Source organism: Pantoea sp. Ap-870, from assembly GCF_011752515.1.
GTDB classification, from domain to species: Bacteria; Pseudomonadota; Gammaproteobacteria; order Enterobacterales; family Enterobacteriaceae; genus Pantoea; species Pantoea dispersa.
The window spans coordinates 227055-243352 of record NZ_VWXG01000002.1 but is presented as its reverse complement, the minus strand read 5'-3'; the positions used below and the strand labels follow the sequence as shown (position 1 = coordinate 243352).

Below are 16298 nucleotides of genomic sequence, written 5' to 3'. Positions count from 1 at the left end.
ATATAATCGCAAAAAATATTAAAGGAGTAACACCATGAAATTACAACACTCTCTGCTTGCCATGGCGATGGCTACTGCGTCGGTAAATAGCTTTGCTGACGCACCACAACCTGAACGTCACGTGCAGCAGTTTTTACAGGCGCTGAACAGCAGCGGCGGCAAACCGATTGAGCAACTGTCACCGCAGGCAGCGCGTCAGGTGCTGATTGATGCGCAGAAGGGCGTAACGCTGCCGCCGGCTGACGTCACTGAAAAAACCATTCAGGTAAACGGCCAGCCCATTAAGCTGAATATCGTAAAACCGCAAGGCGCACAGGGTACGCTGCCGGTATTTATGTTCTTCCACGGCGGCGGCTGGATCCTCGGTGATTTCCCGACCCACGAACGTCTGGTGCGCGATCTGGTGGTGGAATCTGGCGCTGCGGCCGTGTTTGTGAACTATACGCCGTCACCCGAAGCGCATTATCCGCTGGCCATCAATCAGGCTTATGCGGCGACACGCTGGGTGGCGGAACACGGTAGCGAGATTGGTGTCGATGGCAAGCGCCTGGCGCTGGTTGGTAACAGCGTCGGCGGTAACATGGTAGCGGCGGTCGCGCTGCAGGCTAAACAGCAGCAAACGCCAGCAATTCGTTATGACATCATGCTGTGGCCGGTAACCGATGCGCGCTTTGATACCGCTTCGTATCACCAGTTTGCCAACGGATATTTCCTGTCGCGTAACATGATGAAATGGTTCTGGGACGCCTACACCACCAAACAGAGCGAGCGCGACAATATTCTCGCTTCGCCGCTGCGCGCCACAAAAGAGCAGCTGCAGGGCTTACCGCCAACGCTGATTCAGACGGCAGAACTGGATGTGCTGCGTGATGAGGGTGAAGCCTTTGGTCGCAAACTGGATGCCGCCGGTGTGGATGTCACCGTGACGCGCTATAACGGTCTGATTCATGACTACGGCCTGCTCAATCCGCTGAGCGAGGTGCCGGCAGTCCGCACTGCTATTCGCCAGGCGGCGGAAGAGCTGAAAACCCATCTGCAGTAAGCTTCAGGCCAGGCGCGGCGGCGTCTGGCCCGTTCATTATCCTCGCGTCACTTCCACTTCATCTCACCGGTATTCACCTTCGCGCTCAGCTCCAGCGAGCTGACATCCGCTAAGGTTGGCCACGCCTGTTTCATCGCCTGAATCACCGCCGCGGAGCCTTTGTGCTGTTGCAGCGCCCGCTCAAAACTTTGCAGATAATCCAGCGTAAAGGTGACCGCTTTATCGCCCGCCGGACGCGCACCCAGATAGTGGCCGGGGATCACCACCTGCGGCTTCAACTGCTGCATTTCTCGCAATACCTGACGCCACTCTGCGCGGCTGGCTGCGGTCTGGGTGTCCGCGGTCCAGACGTGAATGCCGGAATCCACCACTGTGCCACCGAGTATTGCCTTACTGGAGGGAATCCACACGTAGGCTGATTTTTCTGCCGCGTGGCGCAGCTCGATGCGCTCACCATCGACGCTAAACCGCGTCTGGTGGGTAATCTGCGGTACATACAGCTGGTGTGGCGCAGCGCCGTTCATCTGCGGTCCCCAGTACTGCAGCTTGGCATCTTTAGTCGCTTCGATATGTTCCACTACCAGCGGCGAGGCGACAATTTTGGCCTGCGGGAACGCCTGCACCAGCGGCTCAAGACCGAAGTAGAAATCCGGATCGCCTGAGGTGATCACGATGTGGGTCAGCTGCTTGCCGCGCGCTTTAATCAGTTCCACCAGCTTTTCACCATCTTTGGGGCTGAACTGCGCATCAAACAGAATCGCTTCATGCGGACCGGAGACCAGCGTCGACGAGACCGGAAAAATTCCCTGTTCCTGTGGGTTATACACGTCTAACTGCAACGGAGCGGCAAAAGCCGGCGCGGCGGCTAAGGTGACCAGCAGCGCGAGTGATTTCATCTTCATGGCATCTTCCTTTTTACGGCAACGTGCCGTCACTGAAAGACGCTATTGTAAGCAAATCGCCAGCTGGCAGAATTCCCGCAATCAGATATGATCAGTTGCATAAAACGATCAGATGGAGCCTGCATGGACAGAGTGACGGCAGCGCGGGTGTTTAACCGGATTTGTGAACTGGGAAGCCTGAGCGCGGCGGCGCGCGCGCTGGATATTTCGCGCCCGATGGTCAGTCGCTATCTTGATGAAATGGAGAAGTGGGCAGGCGCACGCCTGCTGCACCGTTCTTCACGGCGGCTGACCATTACCCCGGCGGGTGAGCAGATTTTGCATAAGACACGCGCACTGGCCCGGCTGGCCGACGAGATTGAACAGCAGGGCGATGAGGGCAAACCGCAGGGCACGTTGCGCGTGGCCTGTGCACATTCAACCGCCACCCACATTCTTGGACCGATGATTCCGGCGTTCCTCGCGCGTTACCCGGCGGTGCGTATTGAGCTGGAGATCAATAATCAGCCGGTTAGCCTGGTGGGTGAGCGCATCGATGTGGCCATTCGCATTACCGACGATCCGGAGCCCGGCGCGATTGCCCGCAGGCTGGGTGAATGTGCCTCGGTAGTCTGCGCCGCGCCGGCCTATTTAACGCAGCAGGGCGAGCCTCAGACGCCAGCGGATCTGGCACAACATAATTGCCTGCACTACAGCCGCTTCGCCGGGCAGCGCTGGCAGTTTCACGATGCGCAAGGCGAGGCGGTTTCCGTGGTGGTGAGCGGCAATTTCAGCGCTGGTATTTCATCCGTGTTATGTGATGCCGCTATCGTTGGATGTGGGGTTGCCATGGTGCCGGCAATGGAGGCACAGGCTGCACTGGCCAGCGGTCAGTTACGTTGCGTGCTGCCCGGCTTTCAACCGCGCACCTTAGGCATTTATGGCCTGTATATGTCGCGCGAACGCCAGCCTGCGGTATTACGGGTATTTCTGGATGCGGTGATGCAGCAGTTGCGAAACCTCTGAATCATCACTGTGACAACGTCACTGGTGCCTGTCACGCGCTGTATATGTTACGTAACACCGTTTCGACCACCTGAACCGTGGCGTGAAGCGACAAATCCACCGCACAACTGCTACTATGCGCCGCGCCGCGGCAGTTGAGCAGCGCGCCGGGTTCCACTTTCACTCTTTTTTACCTGCTTAACGGCATGGGGTAGCATCGTAATGTTTCACGATTTAGGCATCATCAATCTCTGGACTTTCCTGGCGGGCGCGCTGGTGATCATTCTATTACCCGGACCCAACAGTCTGTATGTGCTGCGCACCGGGATGAGTCGTGGGGCAAAGCCGGCCTGTCAGGCGATAGCCGGGGTGATGGCGGGCGATTTGATTTTGATTTTTCTCGCCTGGGCGGGCGTCGCGACGCTGATCCGTACCAGTCCGCATATTTTTATGGTGGTGCGTTATCTTGGTGCCATGTTCCTGCTGTATCTCGGCGTGAAGATTATCATCGGCGCGCTGCGCAAACGCAGCGGCGATCAACCGGCTGAAGCGGTAAAACAGGAAAACTATTTCCTGCGTGCGCTGCTGCTTGGCGTAACCAATCCCAAGGCGATTCTGTTTTACGTTTCGTTCTTCATTCAGTTTATCGATCCGCGCGTAACCCATACCGCGCCGGCGTTTGCCACGCTGGGTGCGCTGATTCAGGTGATCAGTTTCAGCTACTATTCCCTGTTGCTGGTGGCTGGCGCGGTGATGGTGCGCTATCTGCGCAGCCGCACCCGCCTGGTCAAGCTGGCGAACATGCTGACCGGCATGCTGTTTTTTGGCTTCGCCGTGCGGTTAGTCAGCGCGCAAAGCTAACCCTTCTGACGCACGCCACGGCAGCAACGCCGCCTCCGCCGGCTGCACCCTAAAATGGCAACGCCATGATGCAGCGGTGCGCACAGTTTGTGCGTATTGCCTGCATCCGTATGACTGCCGCATCCATAAGTATTCCATCTTGTATCCCAGACCGTATCCCATCTGGCCCGGTGCATAACGGCCGCGCACACCACACTATTCTGGCACGCAAACTGCACTCCTCCCGGTAGCCAATTAACCCGGGAGAACGATCATGTTTGATGCACTGCTGGATGAAGATGCCACCCAGCTGGGGGCGCGGGTGCGCGACGGCGAGGTTTCCGCGCGCGAGTTAACCCAGGCGACGCTGGATCGCCTGGAACAGCGGGAGCCGCTGATTCAGGCGTTTTGTACCCTGACGCCGGAGCGGGCGCTGGCACAGGCAGAGCAGATCGACCGCCGTCGTGCGCGCGGCGAGCCGCTGGGCGCACTGGCGGGTGTGCCGCTGGCGGTAAAAGATTTGATCTGTACCGCCGGTGTGCGAACCACATCAGGATCGGCCGCCTACGCCGATTTTATTCCCGAAGAAGATGACATCACCGTTGAGCGCCTGCTGGCGGCGGATGCCATCCTGCTGGGCAAGACCACCGCGCCGGAATTTGGCTACAGCGGTGTCGGCCATAATCCCCTGTTTCCCTCACCGCGTAATCCCTGGGATGTGAGCAAAACGCCGGGCGGATCGAGTGCGGGTTCCGGCGCGGCGCTGGCGGCGCGGCTGTGTCCGATTGCGCTCGGCAGTGATGGCGGAGGATCGGTGCGCATCCCGGCGGCGCATTGCGGTGTTTATGGATTCAAGGCTTCGATGGGACGGGTGCCGCTATGGCCGGGCTGTCGCGATGAGCGTTATCCTGGCGTCTCCAGCTGGGAATCGCTTGAGCATATCGGTCCGATGACGCGCACCGTGCGCGACAGCGCGCTGATGATGTCGGTGATGGCCGGTCCGGACATGCGCGATCGGCACTCCATCCCATGCAGCGATGTTGACTGGCTGGCCAGTCTGCATCGGCCACTGCAGGGGTTGCGCATCGCTTTCAGCGCCGACTTTGGCTATATCGCCGTCGATGCGGAAGTGCGCGCCGTGGTCACCGCGGCCGCGCGTCGTTTCGCTGCAGCGCTGGGCGCAGAGCTGGAGGAGGTGGATCCCGGCATCGCTGACGAAAGCGCCAGCTTTGCTGCGCTGGTGGCGTTCGAAAGCGATCTGAGCGGCATGCGCCAGATGCAGAACCAACTGGGAACAGCGATGTCACCGCACCTGAGCGCCATGCTGCAGCGCGACTGGCGTGCAGAGCATTTCACTGACGCCAACACCACGCGCAAAAAGCTCTGCAACCAGCTGTGGCGCTTTATGCAGCGCTACGACCTGCTGCTGTCGCCGACGCTGGCGGTGCCGCCGTTTGCGCTGCACATGCAGGGCCCGGAAGTCATTGATGGCCGCATGGTGCGCAGCGATCACTGGCTGTCGTTCTGCTTCCCGTTCAATTTTACCGGTCAGCCTGCCGCCTCGGTGCCTGCCGGCTTCACGGCCAGTGGTCTGCCGATCGGTATGCAAATTGTGGGTCGTCATCTGGACGATGGCCTGGTGCTGGCGGCCAGTGCCGCTTTTGAGCGCATCCAACCATGGAATCATCACTATCCTGCTGCTATTGGAGTTCTCCATGAGTAACAAATCTTCCCCTGCGCTGGAGCAGGAGTTCGAGCATGAGCCGGTGCCGCTTAGCCATCGCCACTCGACGGGCTCGGTGTCGGCGGTGTGGTCTGGCTTTCCGATGATCCTTACCAATGCGCTGTTCGGCGGCATTATCACCTGGCATCTTGGCTTCTGGCCGGCACTGCTGGCGATTTTGCTGGGTAACCTGGTGCTGTTTGCCTATGTCGGCGCACTTAGCTGGTTCGCCGGGCATACCGGTATGAACTTCGCGCTGCAGGCGAAGCGGACCTTTGGCACCAAAGGCTATATCCTGGTGTCCGGCTTTCTTTCTACCGTGGTGATAGGCTGGTACGCCTTCCAGACCGGCCTGACCGGGACGGTGATCAACCAGACTTTTGGCTGGAACGCGCTGGCGGTCACCGCGTTTGCCATGGTGCTGTATACCGGCGTCACCTTTCTCGGGGTGCGGGCGCTGTCGGTGCTGGGAATGATTGCCGCTCCGCTGTTTGTGGTGCTGGGGCTGGTGGCGCTGTGGCTGGTGAGCAAGGATCATGATTTCACCACGCTGACCCAGTGGCAGGGCAGTCCGGCAGCCGCTGGCGCCATGAGCATGGGCACGGCGGTCACCATGGTGATTGCCGGCTTTGCGGATTCCGGCACCATGACAGCGGATTTCACCCGCTGGTCGAAGGACGGCAAATCAGCGGTGATCGCCGCGTTTTCCGCGTTCCCGCTGGCGAATGTGATTTCCTATCTGTTTGGCGTGGTGATTGTCGCCGTCGGCGCGGCGGTCGATCCGCTCAGCAACGGCGGTAACTTCCTGCCGCTGCTGATGGGGCACGGCATGCTGCTCTCCGTCATTGCCTTTCTGTTTGTGTTTATCAACCTCGGTTCGGTGTGCACGCACTGCCTGTATAACGGCGCGGTCGGTTTCAGCCATCTGTTCAGTAGCAAAATGCGCCTGTGGACGCTGATCCTCGGGGCCATCGGTGGCGTGCTGGCGCTGGCCGGCGTGTGGTCCTGGTTCCTCGAATGGCTCAGCCTGCTTGGCATGGTGGTGCCGCCGTTTGGCGCAGTGATGATTGTTGATCTGATCTTTATGGCAAAAATCAGCGAACAGCGTCAAACCCGGCGCCTGCGCGGCAGCGCGTTCGCCGCCTGGGCCATCGGCAGCCTGTGTGCGGTGATGGCCCACCTCGAATTCCCGCAGTTTGGTGAAGCGGTTATCGGCCTGGTCACCGCGGCACTGAGCTATACGCTGATTGTGAAATGGAAACCGGAAAGCAGCACGGCGGTAATGGAGAAAAGCAATGCCTGATTATATCGTAGATTCAACCCCCTATCCGTGGCCGTTTGACGGCAACTGCACGGTGCAAAACACCGCGCTGCTGGTGATTGATATGCAAACCGACTTTTGCGGCAAGGGCGGTTATGTTGACACTATGGGTTACGACATCTCCCTGACACGCGCCCCCATCAAACCGCTGCAGCAGGTGTTAGCGCGCATGCGCGAATCCGGCTTCCCGATCATCCATACCCGTGAAGGCCATCGTCCGGACCTGAGCGATCTGCCGGCTAACAAGCGCTGGCGCTCGCGGCGCATGCAGGCGGAGATTGGTGCACCTGGGCCCTGTGGTCGCATTCTGGTGCGCGGTGAGCCAGGCTGGGAAATCATTCCCGAGCTGGCGCCGCTACCGGATGAAGTGATTATTGATAAACCCGGCAAGGGCTCTTTTTACGCCACCGACCTTGAGTTGATTCTGCACAGTCGCGGTATCCGCAACTTAATCATCAGCGGCATCACCACCGACGTTTGCGTGCATACCACACTGCGCGAAGCCAACGATCGCGGCTTTGAATGTCTGGTGCTGAGCGACTGCTGCGCGGCGACGGAGTTGAAGCATCATGAGGCGGCGCTCAGCATGATTCATATGCAGGGCGGTATTTTTGGCGCAGTGGCGGACTCGGCAACGCTGCTGGCCGCGCTGAACAGCCCGGCAGCGGCGCGGGTGAGCTAATCCGGCAACGGACGCGAATGGCGGGCTGGCCAGACGTTGAGGTGCCGGGCCAGCCACAACCGCACACCAACCCTGCGCGGGCGTGATGATGCAGTCTGACCGGCCTCCGCCGGTCATGGCCAACCTCAGCCGACGTTGCCGGCAATCGTCAGATAGTCGGTATACATTTGCGGTGCGCCGGAGAACGAGGCCATGGTGCGCCATTCATCATACATACGCTCGCTCTCCTGATGGTTTTTCACAAACGTCAGCGATTTTTCGGTTGAGACGTCCATCGCCGGATGGAAGCTATTGAGCGAGTCGAGACTTTCGATCACCAGCATCACTGCATATTGCTCACTTCGATTGCCGCCGGTGCCCTTCAGCATGTGAAACTTCCAGCCGGGATAGTCATCAATGCGCGCGACGTTCTCAATCATAAAGCGATCAAAGTCGGCAGCCGTCACGCCCGCGCGTAGCGCCAGATGATGAAAACCGACCACGCGTGCCACCGCAGGTTGGGCATCAGGCTGAAAATTCGGGCCGGGCGGCAGTGAACTGTGGCGGTTTTCTGCCAGCAGCGAGAAGGTGGAGAAGAGCGTTGGTAACTCCCCATAGGTGGCAAAGTTTTTCCACTCCTCAAGCAGCGCGCACGCCTCGGGCCGCTGTTGCCAGAAGGCGATGGCCTCAGCCGTGAGTGCTCCTGTGGGGGTGATATAGCGGTCATATTCTGCCTGGCTGGGAGCCTGATACAGCATCAGGTATTGTTCCTGGCGTTCGCCGCGCAGGCCTTTTAACAGCGACCATTGCCAGCCCGGATAAGCAGGAATCTGCGTGCCGCGCGCCTTGAGAAAGGCTTCGAACGTCGCGGCATTAACGCCTTTCTTCAGATTGAGCCCGACGTAGTGCAGGCTGAACACCGGTTGCGTTGAGGTTGTCATAGAAACTCCTTGTGAATATGACAGGGCAGAGGCGCTACTTCGCTGTCAGAGCGAAACGCGCCGCGAAAGTCACCAGCAGCAACATCACGATGCCGGCGCTGAGCGTGGTGGTCAGGGACGTGAGCTGGGCGCTAAAGCCAATCAGCGCCGGGCCCAGCAGTAGCCCGGAGTAACCGCACAGCGTGACGGCCGGTATGGCGTAATGCGCGGCGACAGTGCGCTGGTTACCCGCCGCGTTGAATAAAATCGGCACGATATTGGCCAGACCAATACCCACCAGCACGAAGCCGAGCAGGGCGCTCCACAGCGAGACGGAGAAAATCGCTAATGCCAGCCCCCCGCTGGCGACGAGACCGCCCCAGGTGAGCACGCGGCGACTGCCATAATGATTAATCAGCCGATCGCCAAACAGGCGCAGCGTGGCGACAGCCGTGGCGTACAGCGTGAAGCTGAAACCGGCCAGCTGCATCGACATGGCGCGTTCACTGTTCATAAACACCGCTGACCAGTCGAGCATGGCGCCTTCGGTGAGGAACAGCAGGAAACACAGCAGGGCAATCAGCACCACGTTACGGTGCGTCAGGGCGCGCAGCGTACCGCGCGCTGGTTTTGCATCCGTGCGACGACGGGGCAACAGGGCGGTATGGCTCATCAGCAGCAGCAATACAATCAACGCACACAGCGGCAGCAGCGCCAGCAGGGGCGCAACCTGCAGCCACAGCAGCAGACTCACCGCGCCGGCGCCAGCAATGCTGCCAAGACTGTAAAAGCCGTGAAAGCCCGACATCTTGCTGACCCCGGCCTCGCGCTCCACGATCACCGCCTGATAATTCATGCTGACATCCATCAGTCCGTTGATCGCGCCGAAGAGCAACAGCGCGCCCGCCATCGGCAGCGGTGCGTTCAGCAGCATCAGCAGCGGCAGATCCAGGGCCAGTCCGGCACCGCACAGCAGCAGCAGCGTGCGACAGCCAAAATGGGCAATCAGCGCGCCGGTAAAGGGCATAACTGACATGGAGCCTGCGGCGATACAGAACAGCAGCAGCCCCAGCATGCCGTCATTGATCGCCAGTTGCGCTTTGGCGAAGGGAATAAGCGGCGCCCAGGCGGCCATGCCCAGTCCGGCGATAAAAAATAGCGTGCGCGTCGCGCGCTGCTGGCGCAGGTTAAGCAGATTACTGGTCATCATCACATCCCGGTGTAGTACGGCGTTTCATTGCCTGGCCTTCTCCATGGTCGGGCTACAGGTACAATGCAGCCTGTGCAGAGGCCCATAAAAACGTAATTAATATTTAACAGTAACAAGACTTGTCCTGGAAATGACGTAGCGTGTTCAGGTGGCTGTATTCAGTAGATTTTATTTATGGCATACACGGAAGGCATTTTAAAAAAGCGCGATGTGGGATGGGAGCGGTAATGACGGGTAAAGTAAACGATGACAAGAATTACTTTAATGAACTGAAATATATGGTAATTATCCTGAGGTAATACAAGCATCTCGCGCACTGTGTAGCGGTGCAACTTATTGCGCGATAAATCGCACCGCTATCTACCTGGATGAATTACCTGCACGTTGCTTAACTGAACAGCAGCGTTGATGTCATTAATCGGCAATTAAGAATATAAATATATTTAATGATTTCTCAGCACATTTAACAACCTGCAACCGTCAGCGCCAGGTCTCTTCACTTACTCATCCAGCTGTAAATAGCAGACACGCAGGCGGTGCCCGTCCGGGTCCAGCGCGGTAAAGGTGTAGCCAAAGTCCATGCGCACCGGTGACTGAATGATGGTGATTTCGCGCAGCACGCCCCATTCGTGATAAAGAAAATCGACATCGTCTTTGCGCGCGGTTTTAAACACAATTTCGCTACGCGCTGCACTGGCGGGCAGGGAGAGTGCGGGTTCAACGGTATACTGCGACCAGATACCCAGTTTAAAGCCGCTCTCAAACACAAACATGGCAAAGGTCGGGCTGAGTTCTGCGGGTTTGATGTCGAACAGCGCGGCATAAAAGTCAGCACTTTTCACGACGTTGGGCACATAAATAATGGTCATGTTAGCGGTAAGCATGGTGATCTCCTTGTGTGTTTACCGCTGCATAGTAGGGGGAGGCTGTGACAGATTTTGTCAGGAGTCGATGGGTTAACTGATAATTTTCAGATCGGCTTTACGGTGCTTTTTCTGTTCCTGATAGAAATTCTCATGGGGTCCGATATCCAGCAGATACAGTTCCAGTTTATTTTCCACCCAGCTATAGCCCAACAGCGTCAGGCGGTTATTCAGCTGAAATTTGTGCACGCGTAAAAAGTTTAAGTCACCTCTCTTGAGCTCACCGATTTCAGGCGCATCAACAATCCTGTCGATCTCATCCTCGACGATGGCACGCTGTGTATCGGGCAATTTATCGAGCGTTTTTTCAAAGCGGCGTGTTTGATAAACCTCGATGCTATTTTGTGGTTTTGGATCGGGGTGTTCGGCGGACATACGGCGAAACCTTCTGATTATCGACTTCAGCCTGGGCGATCAATACTTCAGCGATGAAGCTATACGGTAAGTCCGGATTATCCTCAGCAATCCGGCCGATCTTCGCCCAATGCTCAATCTGCTTTGGAATGCTGCGGCTGGCGGCTTCAGCGTGAATTTTTACGTCGCTCACGAAGTCATCGTCTAAACGAATACTTGTGGCCATGAATATTACCTCGCGGATGAAAGCGGTGATGGACTGACTGTTGTAATGTTGAGTTGCGATTACTGCTGCACGCGGCTAAGTATGCGACATTTTGTCGCTTATGGCAACTTTATGTCGCTAGCGTGTCGCGCTGTCCACCGGGTGACGCAAATGGTGATAATCCCGCCAGCGTTTCAGCAACTGATGACGCGTGCCGGGATAGAGTTCGCTGGTGACGCTGATCGCTTCAATGCGGTCGACGCGGAAATTGCGGAACTCCTGGCGCAGTTCGCACCAGCCGCACAGCAGGCGCACGCGTTCAAAGTAGCCAATCACCACCGGCCAGATGGTGCGCGTGGAGAGGTTATCCTGCAGATCTTTGTAGCGCAGGCTGATCTTGCTGCGCTGATGGATTGCCTGGCGAATCTGCGGCAGATGGGTTTCGAATAATGCTTCGCCCTGGGAGGCGATCAGCAGCGACTGGTGATCGATACTCTGCGTAAGATGGGACGGAATCACAGCCTGGACTTTGGCCAGCGCATGGCGCGCGGCGGACTTAAGCTCATCGTCGGTGTGTCGGGTGACCCAGTTGAGCCCGAGCACCAGCGCATCAATCTCCTGCCGGGAAAACATCAGCGGCGGCAAATGGCCGTCGGATTTGAGTAAATAACCAACGCCCGCGCTGCCCTCAATCTCCACGCCCTGCTGCTGCAAACTAAGAATGTCACGATAGACGGTGCGCACGCTGATGTGCAGCTGTTCGGCGATACGCTGCGCGGTCAGCGGATAGCGATGACAGCGCAGCAATTGCAGCAGTTCGGGAAGCCGCTGAGTTTTAGACATGATACGCCAGCCTTAAGCGAAGAACGCGCGCCGGCAGGATTCAGGCGCGCAACAGTTGGCTTAATGTAGCCAAATCCGCCGTGCTTTGCAGCTGACTGATAGCCAGCAACTGCTGCTGACGCGCCGGCACTTCATGGCGCAGCGCCTGACACAGTTTGCCAGATACGTTTACACCATCCGCCAGCGACTGCTGCCGCGTGCGGCGCTGCTGCAGCTGACGACCCTCTTTCAGCGTCAGCGTGACGAGATGAAAACGCCGCGCCGGGTTGAGCGCATCGGGCGGCGCGGACGCATCCGGCGTGCGACGCACTTTGGCCGCCAGCGGCATAACCGCCGGATTGAGCGCGTCTTCGGCAAAATCTTCCAGCCGTAAATTATCGTACATCAGCATGGCGGCAATCACGTACTCCAGGCTAAATCGTGCTTCGATGCCGTTAGCCGGCACGCGAACTGCCGCCGCGATGTCACCACCAGGCGGGAAGGCGACCGTGATGTCATCAATATTTTCCAGCAGCGAGTCCAGCGAGTGACCTTCTGCCAGCCAGGCGCGCCGCAGCAGACGTGCCGCTTCGGCAGCGCTGTGAGTCCCGGCGCAGGTGGGGAAGGGTTTGAACTCCAGACCGGGGGTACTGATGCGCCACGGCGCGCCCCAGTTTTCCACCAGCCGATGCGGCTGCGCCTCGCCGTTACTGCTGGCGGCGAGAAACGCGTCGATCACGCCTTCATGCCGGCCATCGAATTTCGCCAGCGTCAGCTGCGCCGCCATCACTGCACGCTCTGCCGCCAGTCCGGCATGCAGCGGCTTCACCGCTGAACCAAACTGGGCGCGCAGTCCGCTGGCCTGGGTCGCCGCGATGCCGATCAGCGTGGCGCAGTCGGTTGCATTAAGCTGCAGCAGGCGTGCCAGCGCGGCCGCCGCCGCCAGCGTGCCCAGCGTGGCCGTGTTGTGATAACCCAGCGCATAGTGCTGCTGGCTGGCGGCCAGTCCCAGCCGGCCAGCCACTTCCACGCCGATGACATAAGCATCAAGGAACGCTTCGGCAGTGGCGGGCTGCTGTTGCTGCCAGGCAAACAGCGCAGGCAGAATCGCCACGCTGGGATGGCCGCGAAAATCGGCATGGAAATCATCGTAATCCAGCGCATGACCGGCATAGCCCAGCAGTAACGCCTGTGAGCGTACGCTGCCGTCGCCATAAACCTGTCGCAGCGCCGGTAAGCCGCTGTCCGGGACCTGCTGCTGTAACACCGGCCAGCTCACAGCCAGAAAATCCTGCACGCCAGTGCGCGCGGCATCACGTGCCGCCGCATCCGGCTGGCTTTGCAGGATGCGCTCAGCCAGCGCGTGGCTCAGGTTCATGCCTGCTCCAGACTGCGCAGCGCCGCCACGGCGAGCTGTGCGAGGTAGCGTGAGGTGGGCAGCAACACCGCATCATTGATGCGAAAAGCCGGATGGTGCAACGCATAAGGTTCGCCAGTGCCGATCATCACAAAGGCGCCGGGCAGCTGTTGCTGATAAAAAGCAAAATCTTCGCCGATCGGGCTGGCTTCCACCACGCGCGCCTCAAGTCCGCTGGCGGTGGCCTGTTGCAGAGCAAAATCCGCCCAGTGCGCATCATTCACCACCGCAGGCGGACCGGCGTGCCAGTTAAACTCAACCTCTGCGGCAAAAGCCGCACCGAGGCCGAGCACGATTTCGCGGAAGCGCTGCTCCAGTCGCTCACGCGTGGACTGAGAGAAGGTGCGCACCGTGCCTTCCAGCCAGGCGCTGTCCGGAATGACGTTCCAGGTGCTGCCGCTGTGCAGCTGGGTGATCGACACCACCGCGTTGTCAGCGGAGGGGGCGTTACGGCTAATCAGCGTTTGCGCCGCGGAGACAATCTGTGCCGCGATAACGATCGGATCGTTGCCCTGATGCGGTTTGGCAGCATGGCTGCCGGTGCCGGTGATGCGGATATCGAAGCGATCCACCGCCGCGGTCAGCGCACCGGCTTTGCTACCCACCACGCCAGGCGGCAGCGACGGATCGTTATGAATGCCGAAAATCGCCACCGCCTCCTGCAGCGCGCCGGTGGCGATGACATCCGGCGCGCCCTGGCCGGTCTCTTCGGCGGCCTGGAACAGAATCCGCACGCGGCCGGGCAGCGTTGCCTCCTGCTGCTTAAGCAGAATCGCCGCGCCAAGTGCAGCGGAAGCGTGAAAATCGTGGCCGCAGGCGTGCATCACGCCGGGACGCTCCGAGCGAAAAGCAACGTCCGACTGCTCTTCAATCGGCAACGCATCAATATCCGAACGCAGCACAATCAGCGGTCCCTGTGCCGGGCCGACCTCTGCCACCAGACCGGTTTTCAGTGGCAAATCAACGATGCGAATCTGGTGCTGTTCCAGCTGCTGGCGCAGGCGGGCGGTGGTTTCAAACTCCTGATTAGAGAGTTCCGGAAAACGGTGCAGTTCGTGGCGAAAGGCGATCAGCTGCTCGCCCAGCGCTGTTTCATTCAGTTGGCTCATGCCTGGCTTCCTTGTGATGCCGCCTGGCGCGTCAGCCAGGCATCGTGCGCGGTTTCATCCAGCACTTTTTTCATATATTGCGTGATGTGGCCTTTGCCGAGATCGGTGGTGTGCATGAGCACAAATCCGCGCTTGCGATACATATCAATCAGCCACGGATGGCTGATGGCGGTACCGAGCGAAACCGCCGGTGCGCGTAACTGGCCGCGTAAAATTTCCTGCTCCAGGCGATCCTGAACCTGGCGGCCAAACTGCTGCCCCGCATAGTCCGGGTGGGCGCCAAACCAGCCGATGTGCGGCAGGCCGAACGGACCCGGCAACGGGCCCCATGGATAACGCACGGTGACCGAGGAGACCATCACGCCCTGGGCATACAGCGCATACACGCCGTGGCTTTGCAGATGCCGCAGCGTTTTCTCGCGGTCAGCGGTGGCCGCATCAAATTTGATCCTCAGCGCCAGCGTGGGCGCATAGGCGGCATGCATCAGCGCCTGATAAGTGTCCACTTCGTCTTCTGTGACCTGACGAAACTCAAGTGTCATAGCTATCCCCGGAAAACCGCCCGGCGGGCGATAAAGAAAGAAGGCTCAGAGTAGCAGTAAAGCGCTGACGGGCTATATGTGAAATCCGGATAAGCTAATGCAAATTTGTGAAAATGAAATGGCGGCTTTTTCATTGCACAAATCGCCATTTACCGTAGTATGCATAAAATACATAGCGCTATAACTATTTCGCATTAATCCTCTGAAATATAACAATTTTGTTATGGCGTTTTTCCTAATCAGGGTGACAACGTGTTAGCGATTAAATCTCCGCGTGCCTACGCACACGAACCGGGACTGCGTGCGCGCACCGGCGAATTCATTAAACCTTATGCTACGCATATCCGTATTTTCACCTCTCCGCGCGCCTGGCAGGCGGTTAATCCGCAATTAACGCAAAGTCTGGAAACCTGTGGTATTCGCTGGGAAATCGAGTATTTACACGGCGAATGCACCGACGCGGCCATTGATACGCTGAAAAGCAATCTGCAACAGCAGCAGGCTGAACTGCTGCTGGCAATTGGCGGCGGGCGCGTACTGGATGCGGCTAAAGCGGTCGGCAGCCAGTTACCGGAAATCACCGTCGTCAATTTCGCCACCGTCGCGGCGACCTGTGCCGCCTGGTCGCCGGTGGCGATTATTTATGACGCGCAGGGCGGCCACGTGCGCAGCCAGCCGCTGGGCAAAATGCCTGAACTGGTGCTGGTAGACAGCGAAGTGATTGCGCAAAGTGATGTGCGTTACCTCAAAGCGGGCATTGTCGACGCGCTGGCTAAATACTACGAGTTCTATCCTTATCTGCGGCACAACCCCCACGATCTCGCCCTCGATCTTAAAGTGATGACCGCGCAGCGCGCGCTGGATGTCTATCGCCAGCACGGTGCCGCCGCCGTGCTGGCCAACCAGCAACAGCAGGTAACGCCGGAACTGGTGAAGGTGATTGATGCCAGTATTGTGCTGGCCGGCCTGGCCAACAGCGTGCGTGACGTGCTGCCAACGCCAGGCTTTGCCCACGCCATTCATAACCGTCTGACCCATCAGCCGGAGCTCCATCACTGGCTGCACGGTGAAAAAGTCGGTTACAGCCTGCTGGTGCAGTCGCTGATTGAGCACGACGGTGAGCCGGACGCCGCGCTGCTGGCGCTGCTGCGACAGTATGATATGCCGCTGACCTTAGCGCCGCTGCACGGCGATCGTCGCGCAGCCATCAGAAGCATTGCTGAACAGATCAAATTCCCGGCGGCCAGCGCCGAACGTCTGCCGTTCCGCATCAGCGCGGATGCCTTAGAGCAGGCGCTGCTGGCGACCGAGAACGCCTTTTAA

The 16298-nt window shown here is 58.7% G+C and carries 17 protein-coding genes; 7 read left to right on the top strand and 10 right to left on the bottom strand.

Going from position 1 to position 16298, the window contains the following annotated elements; all coding sequences use genetic code 11:
• Positions 1–61: 61 nt before the first annotated feature.
• Positions 62–1042 (top strand): alpha/beta hydrolase, encoded by a 981-nt coding sequence (locus tag F3J41_RS07180; RefSeq protein WP_369974302.1) that lies wholly within the window; start codon positions 62–64, stop codon positions 1040–1042.
• 47 nt (positions 1043–1089) lie between these two features.
• Here the strand turns inward: F3J41_RS07180 and F3J41_RS07175 are convergent, their stop codons facing one another.
• Positions 1090–1944: a Vmh family MBL fold metallo-hydrolase gene (locus tag F3J41_RS07175; protein WP_058759080.1), complete on the bottom strand. Its 855-nt coding sequence runs from the start codon at positions 1942–1944 to the stop codon at positions 1090–1092.
• Positions 1945–2067: 123 nt separating this feature from the next.
• On the opposite strand from F3J41_RS07175, the gene F3J41_RS07170 reads away from it, so the two are divergent.
• From F3J41_RS07170 to F3J41_RS07150, 5 genes are all read left to right on the top strand, one after another.
• Positions 2068–2949, top strand: a complete 882-nt coding sequence (locus F3J41_RS07170) for a LysR family transcriptional regulator (RefSeq protein ID WP_059012485.1) — start codon at positions 2068–2070, stop codon at positions 2947–2949.
• Positions 2950–3150: 201 nt separating this feature from the next.
• Positions 3151–3789 carry a leucine efflux protein LeuE gene (gene leuE / locus F3J41_RS07165; protein WP_058770263.1) on the top strand — a complete coding sequence of 213 codons (639 nt, stop codon included), beginning with the start codon at positions 3151–3153 and terminating at the stop codon, positions 3787–3789.
• A 253-nt stretch (positions 3790–4042) separates the two neighbouring features.
• Entirely contained in the window at positions 4043–5491 is a 1449-nt protein-coding gene (locus F3J41_RS07160; RefSeq protein ID WP_166710447.1) for an amidase, read from the top strand.
• Positions 5484–6794: a cytosine permease gene (locus tag F3J41_RS07155; RefSeq protein WP_166710445.1), complete on the top strand. Its 1311-nt coding sequence runs from the start codon at positions 5484–5486 to the stop codon at positions 6792–6794. The genes F3J41_RS07160 and F3J41_RS07155 overlap by 8 nt, the downstream gene beginning before the upstream one ends.
• Positions 6787–7494, top strand: a complete 708-nt coding sequence (locus tag F3J41_RS07150; protein ID WP_021509020.1) for a cysteine hydrolase family protein — start codon at positions 6787–6789, stop codon at positions 7492–7494. The genes F3J41_RS07155 and F3J41_RS07150 overlap by 8 nt, the downstream gene beginning before the upstream one ends.
• A gap of 125 nt (positions 7495–7619) precedes the next feature.
• On the opposite strand, the gene F3J41_RS07145 is transcribed toward F3J41_RS07150, so the two are convergent.
• The 9 genes from F3J41_RS07145 to F3J41_RS07105 all read right to left on the bottom strand — a co-directional run bounded on the left by F3J41_RS07145 (position 7620) and on the right by F3J41_RS07105 (position 14975).
• Positions 7620–8414: a hypothetical protein gene (locus F3J41_RS07145; RefSeq protein WP_166710443.1), complete on the bottom strand. Its 795-nt coding sequence runs from the start codon at positions 8412–8414 to the stop codon at positions 7620–7622.
• 34 nt (positions 8415–8448) lie between these two features.
• On the bottom strand, positions 8449–9600 hold the full coding sequence (locus tag F3J41_RS07140; protein WP_211075130.1) for an MFS transporter: 1152 nt from the start codon (positions 9598–9600) through the stop codon (positions 8449–8451).
• A gap of 503 nt (positions 9601–10103) precedes the next feature.
• Positions 10104–10487 (bottom strand): VOC family protein, encoded by a 384-nt coding sequence (locus F3J41_RS07135; protein WP_058759086.1) that lies wholly within the window; start codon positions 10485–10487, stop codon positions 10104–10106.
• Between the two features lie 72 nt (positions 10488–10559).
• Positions 10560–10901 (bottom strand): type II toxin-antitoxin system RelE/ParE family toxin, encoded by a 342-nt coding sequence (locus F3J41_RS07130; RefSeq protein WP_021313439.1) that lies wholly within the window; start codon positions 10899–10901, stop codon positions 10560–10562.
• Positions 10864–11106, bottom strand: a complete 243-nt coding sequence (locus F3J41_RS07125; protein ID WP_071813632.1) for a ParD-like family protein — start codon at positions 11104–11106, stop codon at positions 10864–10866. The genes F3J41_RS07130 and F3J41_RS07125 overlap by 38 nt, the downstream gene beginning before the upstream one ends.
• A gap of 117 nt (positions 11107–11223) precedes the next feature.
• Positions 11224–11928 carry a YafY family protein gene (locus F3J41_RS07120; RefSeq protein WP_166710439.1) on the bottom strand — a complete coding sequence of 235 codons (705 nt, stop codon included), beginning with the start codon at positions 11926–11928 and terminating at the stop codon, positions 11224–11226.
• Positions 11929–11968: 40 nt separating this feature from the next.
• On the bottom strand, positions 11969–13285 hold the full coding sequence (locus F3J41_RS07115; protein ID WP_166710437.1) for an MmgE/PrpD family protein: 1317 nt from the start codon (positions 13283–13285) through the stop codon (positions 11969–11971).
• Positions 13282–14433, bottom strand: coding sequence for an amidohydrolase (locus tag F3J41_RS07110; protein ID WP_058775941.1), 1152 nt, complete (start codon positions 14431–14433; stop codon positions 13282–13284). Before F3J41_RS07110 ends, F3J41_RS07115 begins: the two co-directional genes overlap by 4 nt.
• Positions 14430–14975: a GNAT family N-acetyltransferase gene (locus F3J41_RS07105; RefSeq protein ID WP_166710435.1), complete on the bottom strand. Its 546-nt coding sequence runs from the start codon at positions 14973–14975 to the stop codon at positions 14430–14432. The genes F3J41_RS07110 and F3J41_RS07105 overlap by 4 nt, the downstream gene beginning before the upstream one ends.
• A gap of 252 nt (positions 14976–15227) precedes the next feature.
• On the opposite strand from F3J41_RS07105, the gene F3J41_RS07100 reads away from it, so the two are divergent.
• Complete coding sequence (locus tag F3J41_RS07100) at positions 15228–16298, top strand: iron-containing alcohol dehydrogenase family protein (protein ID WP_058770256.1); 1071 nt, start codon at positions 15228–15230, stop codon at positions 16296–16298.

Coding starts and splice junctions, on each gene's coding strand:
- F3J41_RS07180 (WP_369974302.1), top strand. CDS start 62: ATGGCGATGGCTACTGCGTCGGTAAATAGCTTTGCTGACGCACCACAA.
- F3J41_RS07175 (WP_058759080.1), bottom strand. CDS start 1,944: ATGAAGATGAAATCACTCGCGCTGCTGGTCACCTTAGCCGCCGCGCCG.
- F3J41_RS07170 (WP_059012485.1), top strand. CDS start 2,068: ATGGACAGAGTGACGGCAGCGCGGGTGTTTAACCGGATTTGTGAACTG.
- leuE (WP_058770263.1), top strand. CDS start 3,151: ATGTTTCACGATTTAGGCATCATCAATCTCTGGACTTTCCTGGCGGGC.
- F3J41_RS07160 (WP_166710447.1), top strand. CDS start 4,043: ATGTTTGATGCACTGCTGGATGAAGATGCCACCCAGCTGGGGGCGCGG.
- F3J41_RS07155 (WP_166710445.1), top strand. CDS start 5,484: ATGAGTAACAAATCTTCCCCTGCGCTGGAGCAGGAGTTCGAGCATGAG.
- F3J41_RS07150 (WP_021509020.1), top strand. CDS start 6,787: ATGCCTGATTATATCGTAGATTCAACCCCCTATCCGTGGCCGTTTGAC.
- F3J41_RS07145 (WP_166710443.1), bottom strand. CDS start 8,414: ATGACAACCTCAACGCAACCGGTGTTCAGCCTGCACTACGTCGGGCTC.
- F3J41_RS07140 (WP_211075130.1), bottom strand. CDS start 9,600: ATGACCAGTAATCTGCTTAACCTGCGCCAGCAGCGCGCGACGCGCACG.
- F3J41_RS07135 (WP_058759086.1), bottom strand. CDS start 10,487: ATGCTTACCGCTAACATGACCATTATTTATGTGCCCAACGTCGTGAAA.
- F3J41_RS07130 (WP_021313439.1), bottom strand. CDS start 10,901: ATGTCCGCCGAACACCCCGATCCAAAACCACAAAATAGCATCGAGGTT.
- F3J41_RS07125 (WP_071813632.1), bottom strand. CDS start 11,106: ATGGCCACAAGTATTCGTTTAGACGATGACTTCGTGAGCGACGTAAAA.
- F3J41_RS07120 (WP_166710439.1), bottom strand. CDS start 11,928: ATGTCTAAAACTCAGCGGCTTCCCGAACTGCTGCAATTGCTGCGCTGT.
- F3J41_RS07115 (WP_166710437.1), bottom strand. CDS start 13,285: ATGAACCTGAGCCACGCGCTGGCTGAGCGCATCCTGCAAAGCCAGCCG.
- F3J41_RS07110 (WP_058775941.1), bottom strand. CDS start 14,433: ATGAGCCAACTGAATGAAACAGCGCTGGGCGAGCAGCTGATCGCCTTT.
- F3J41_RS07105 (WP_166710435.1), bottom strand. CDS start 14,975: ATGACACTTGAGTTTCGTCAGGTCACAGAAGACGAAGTGGACACTTAT.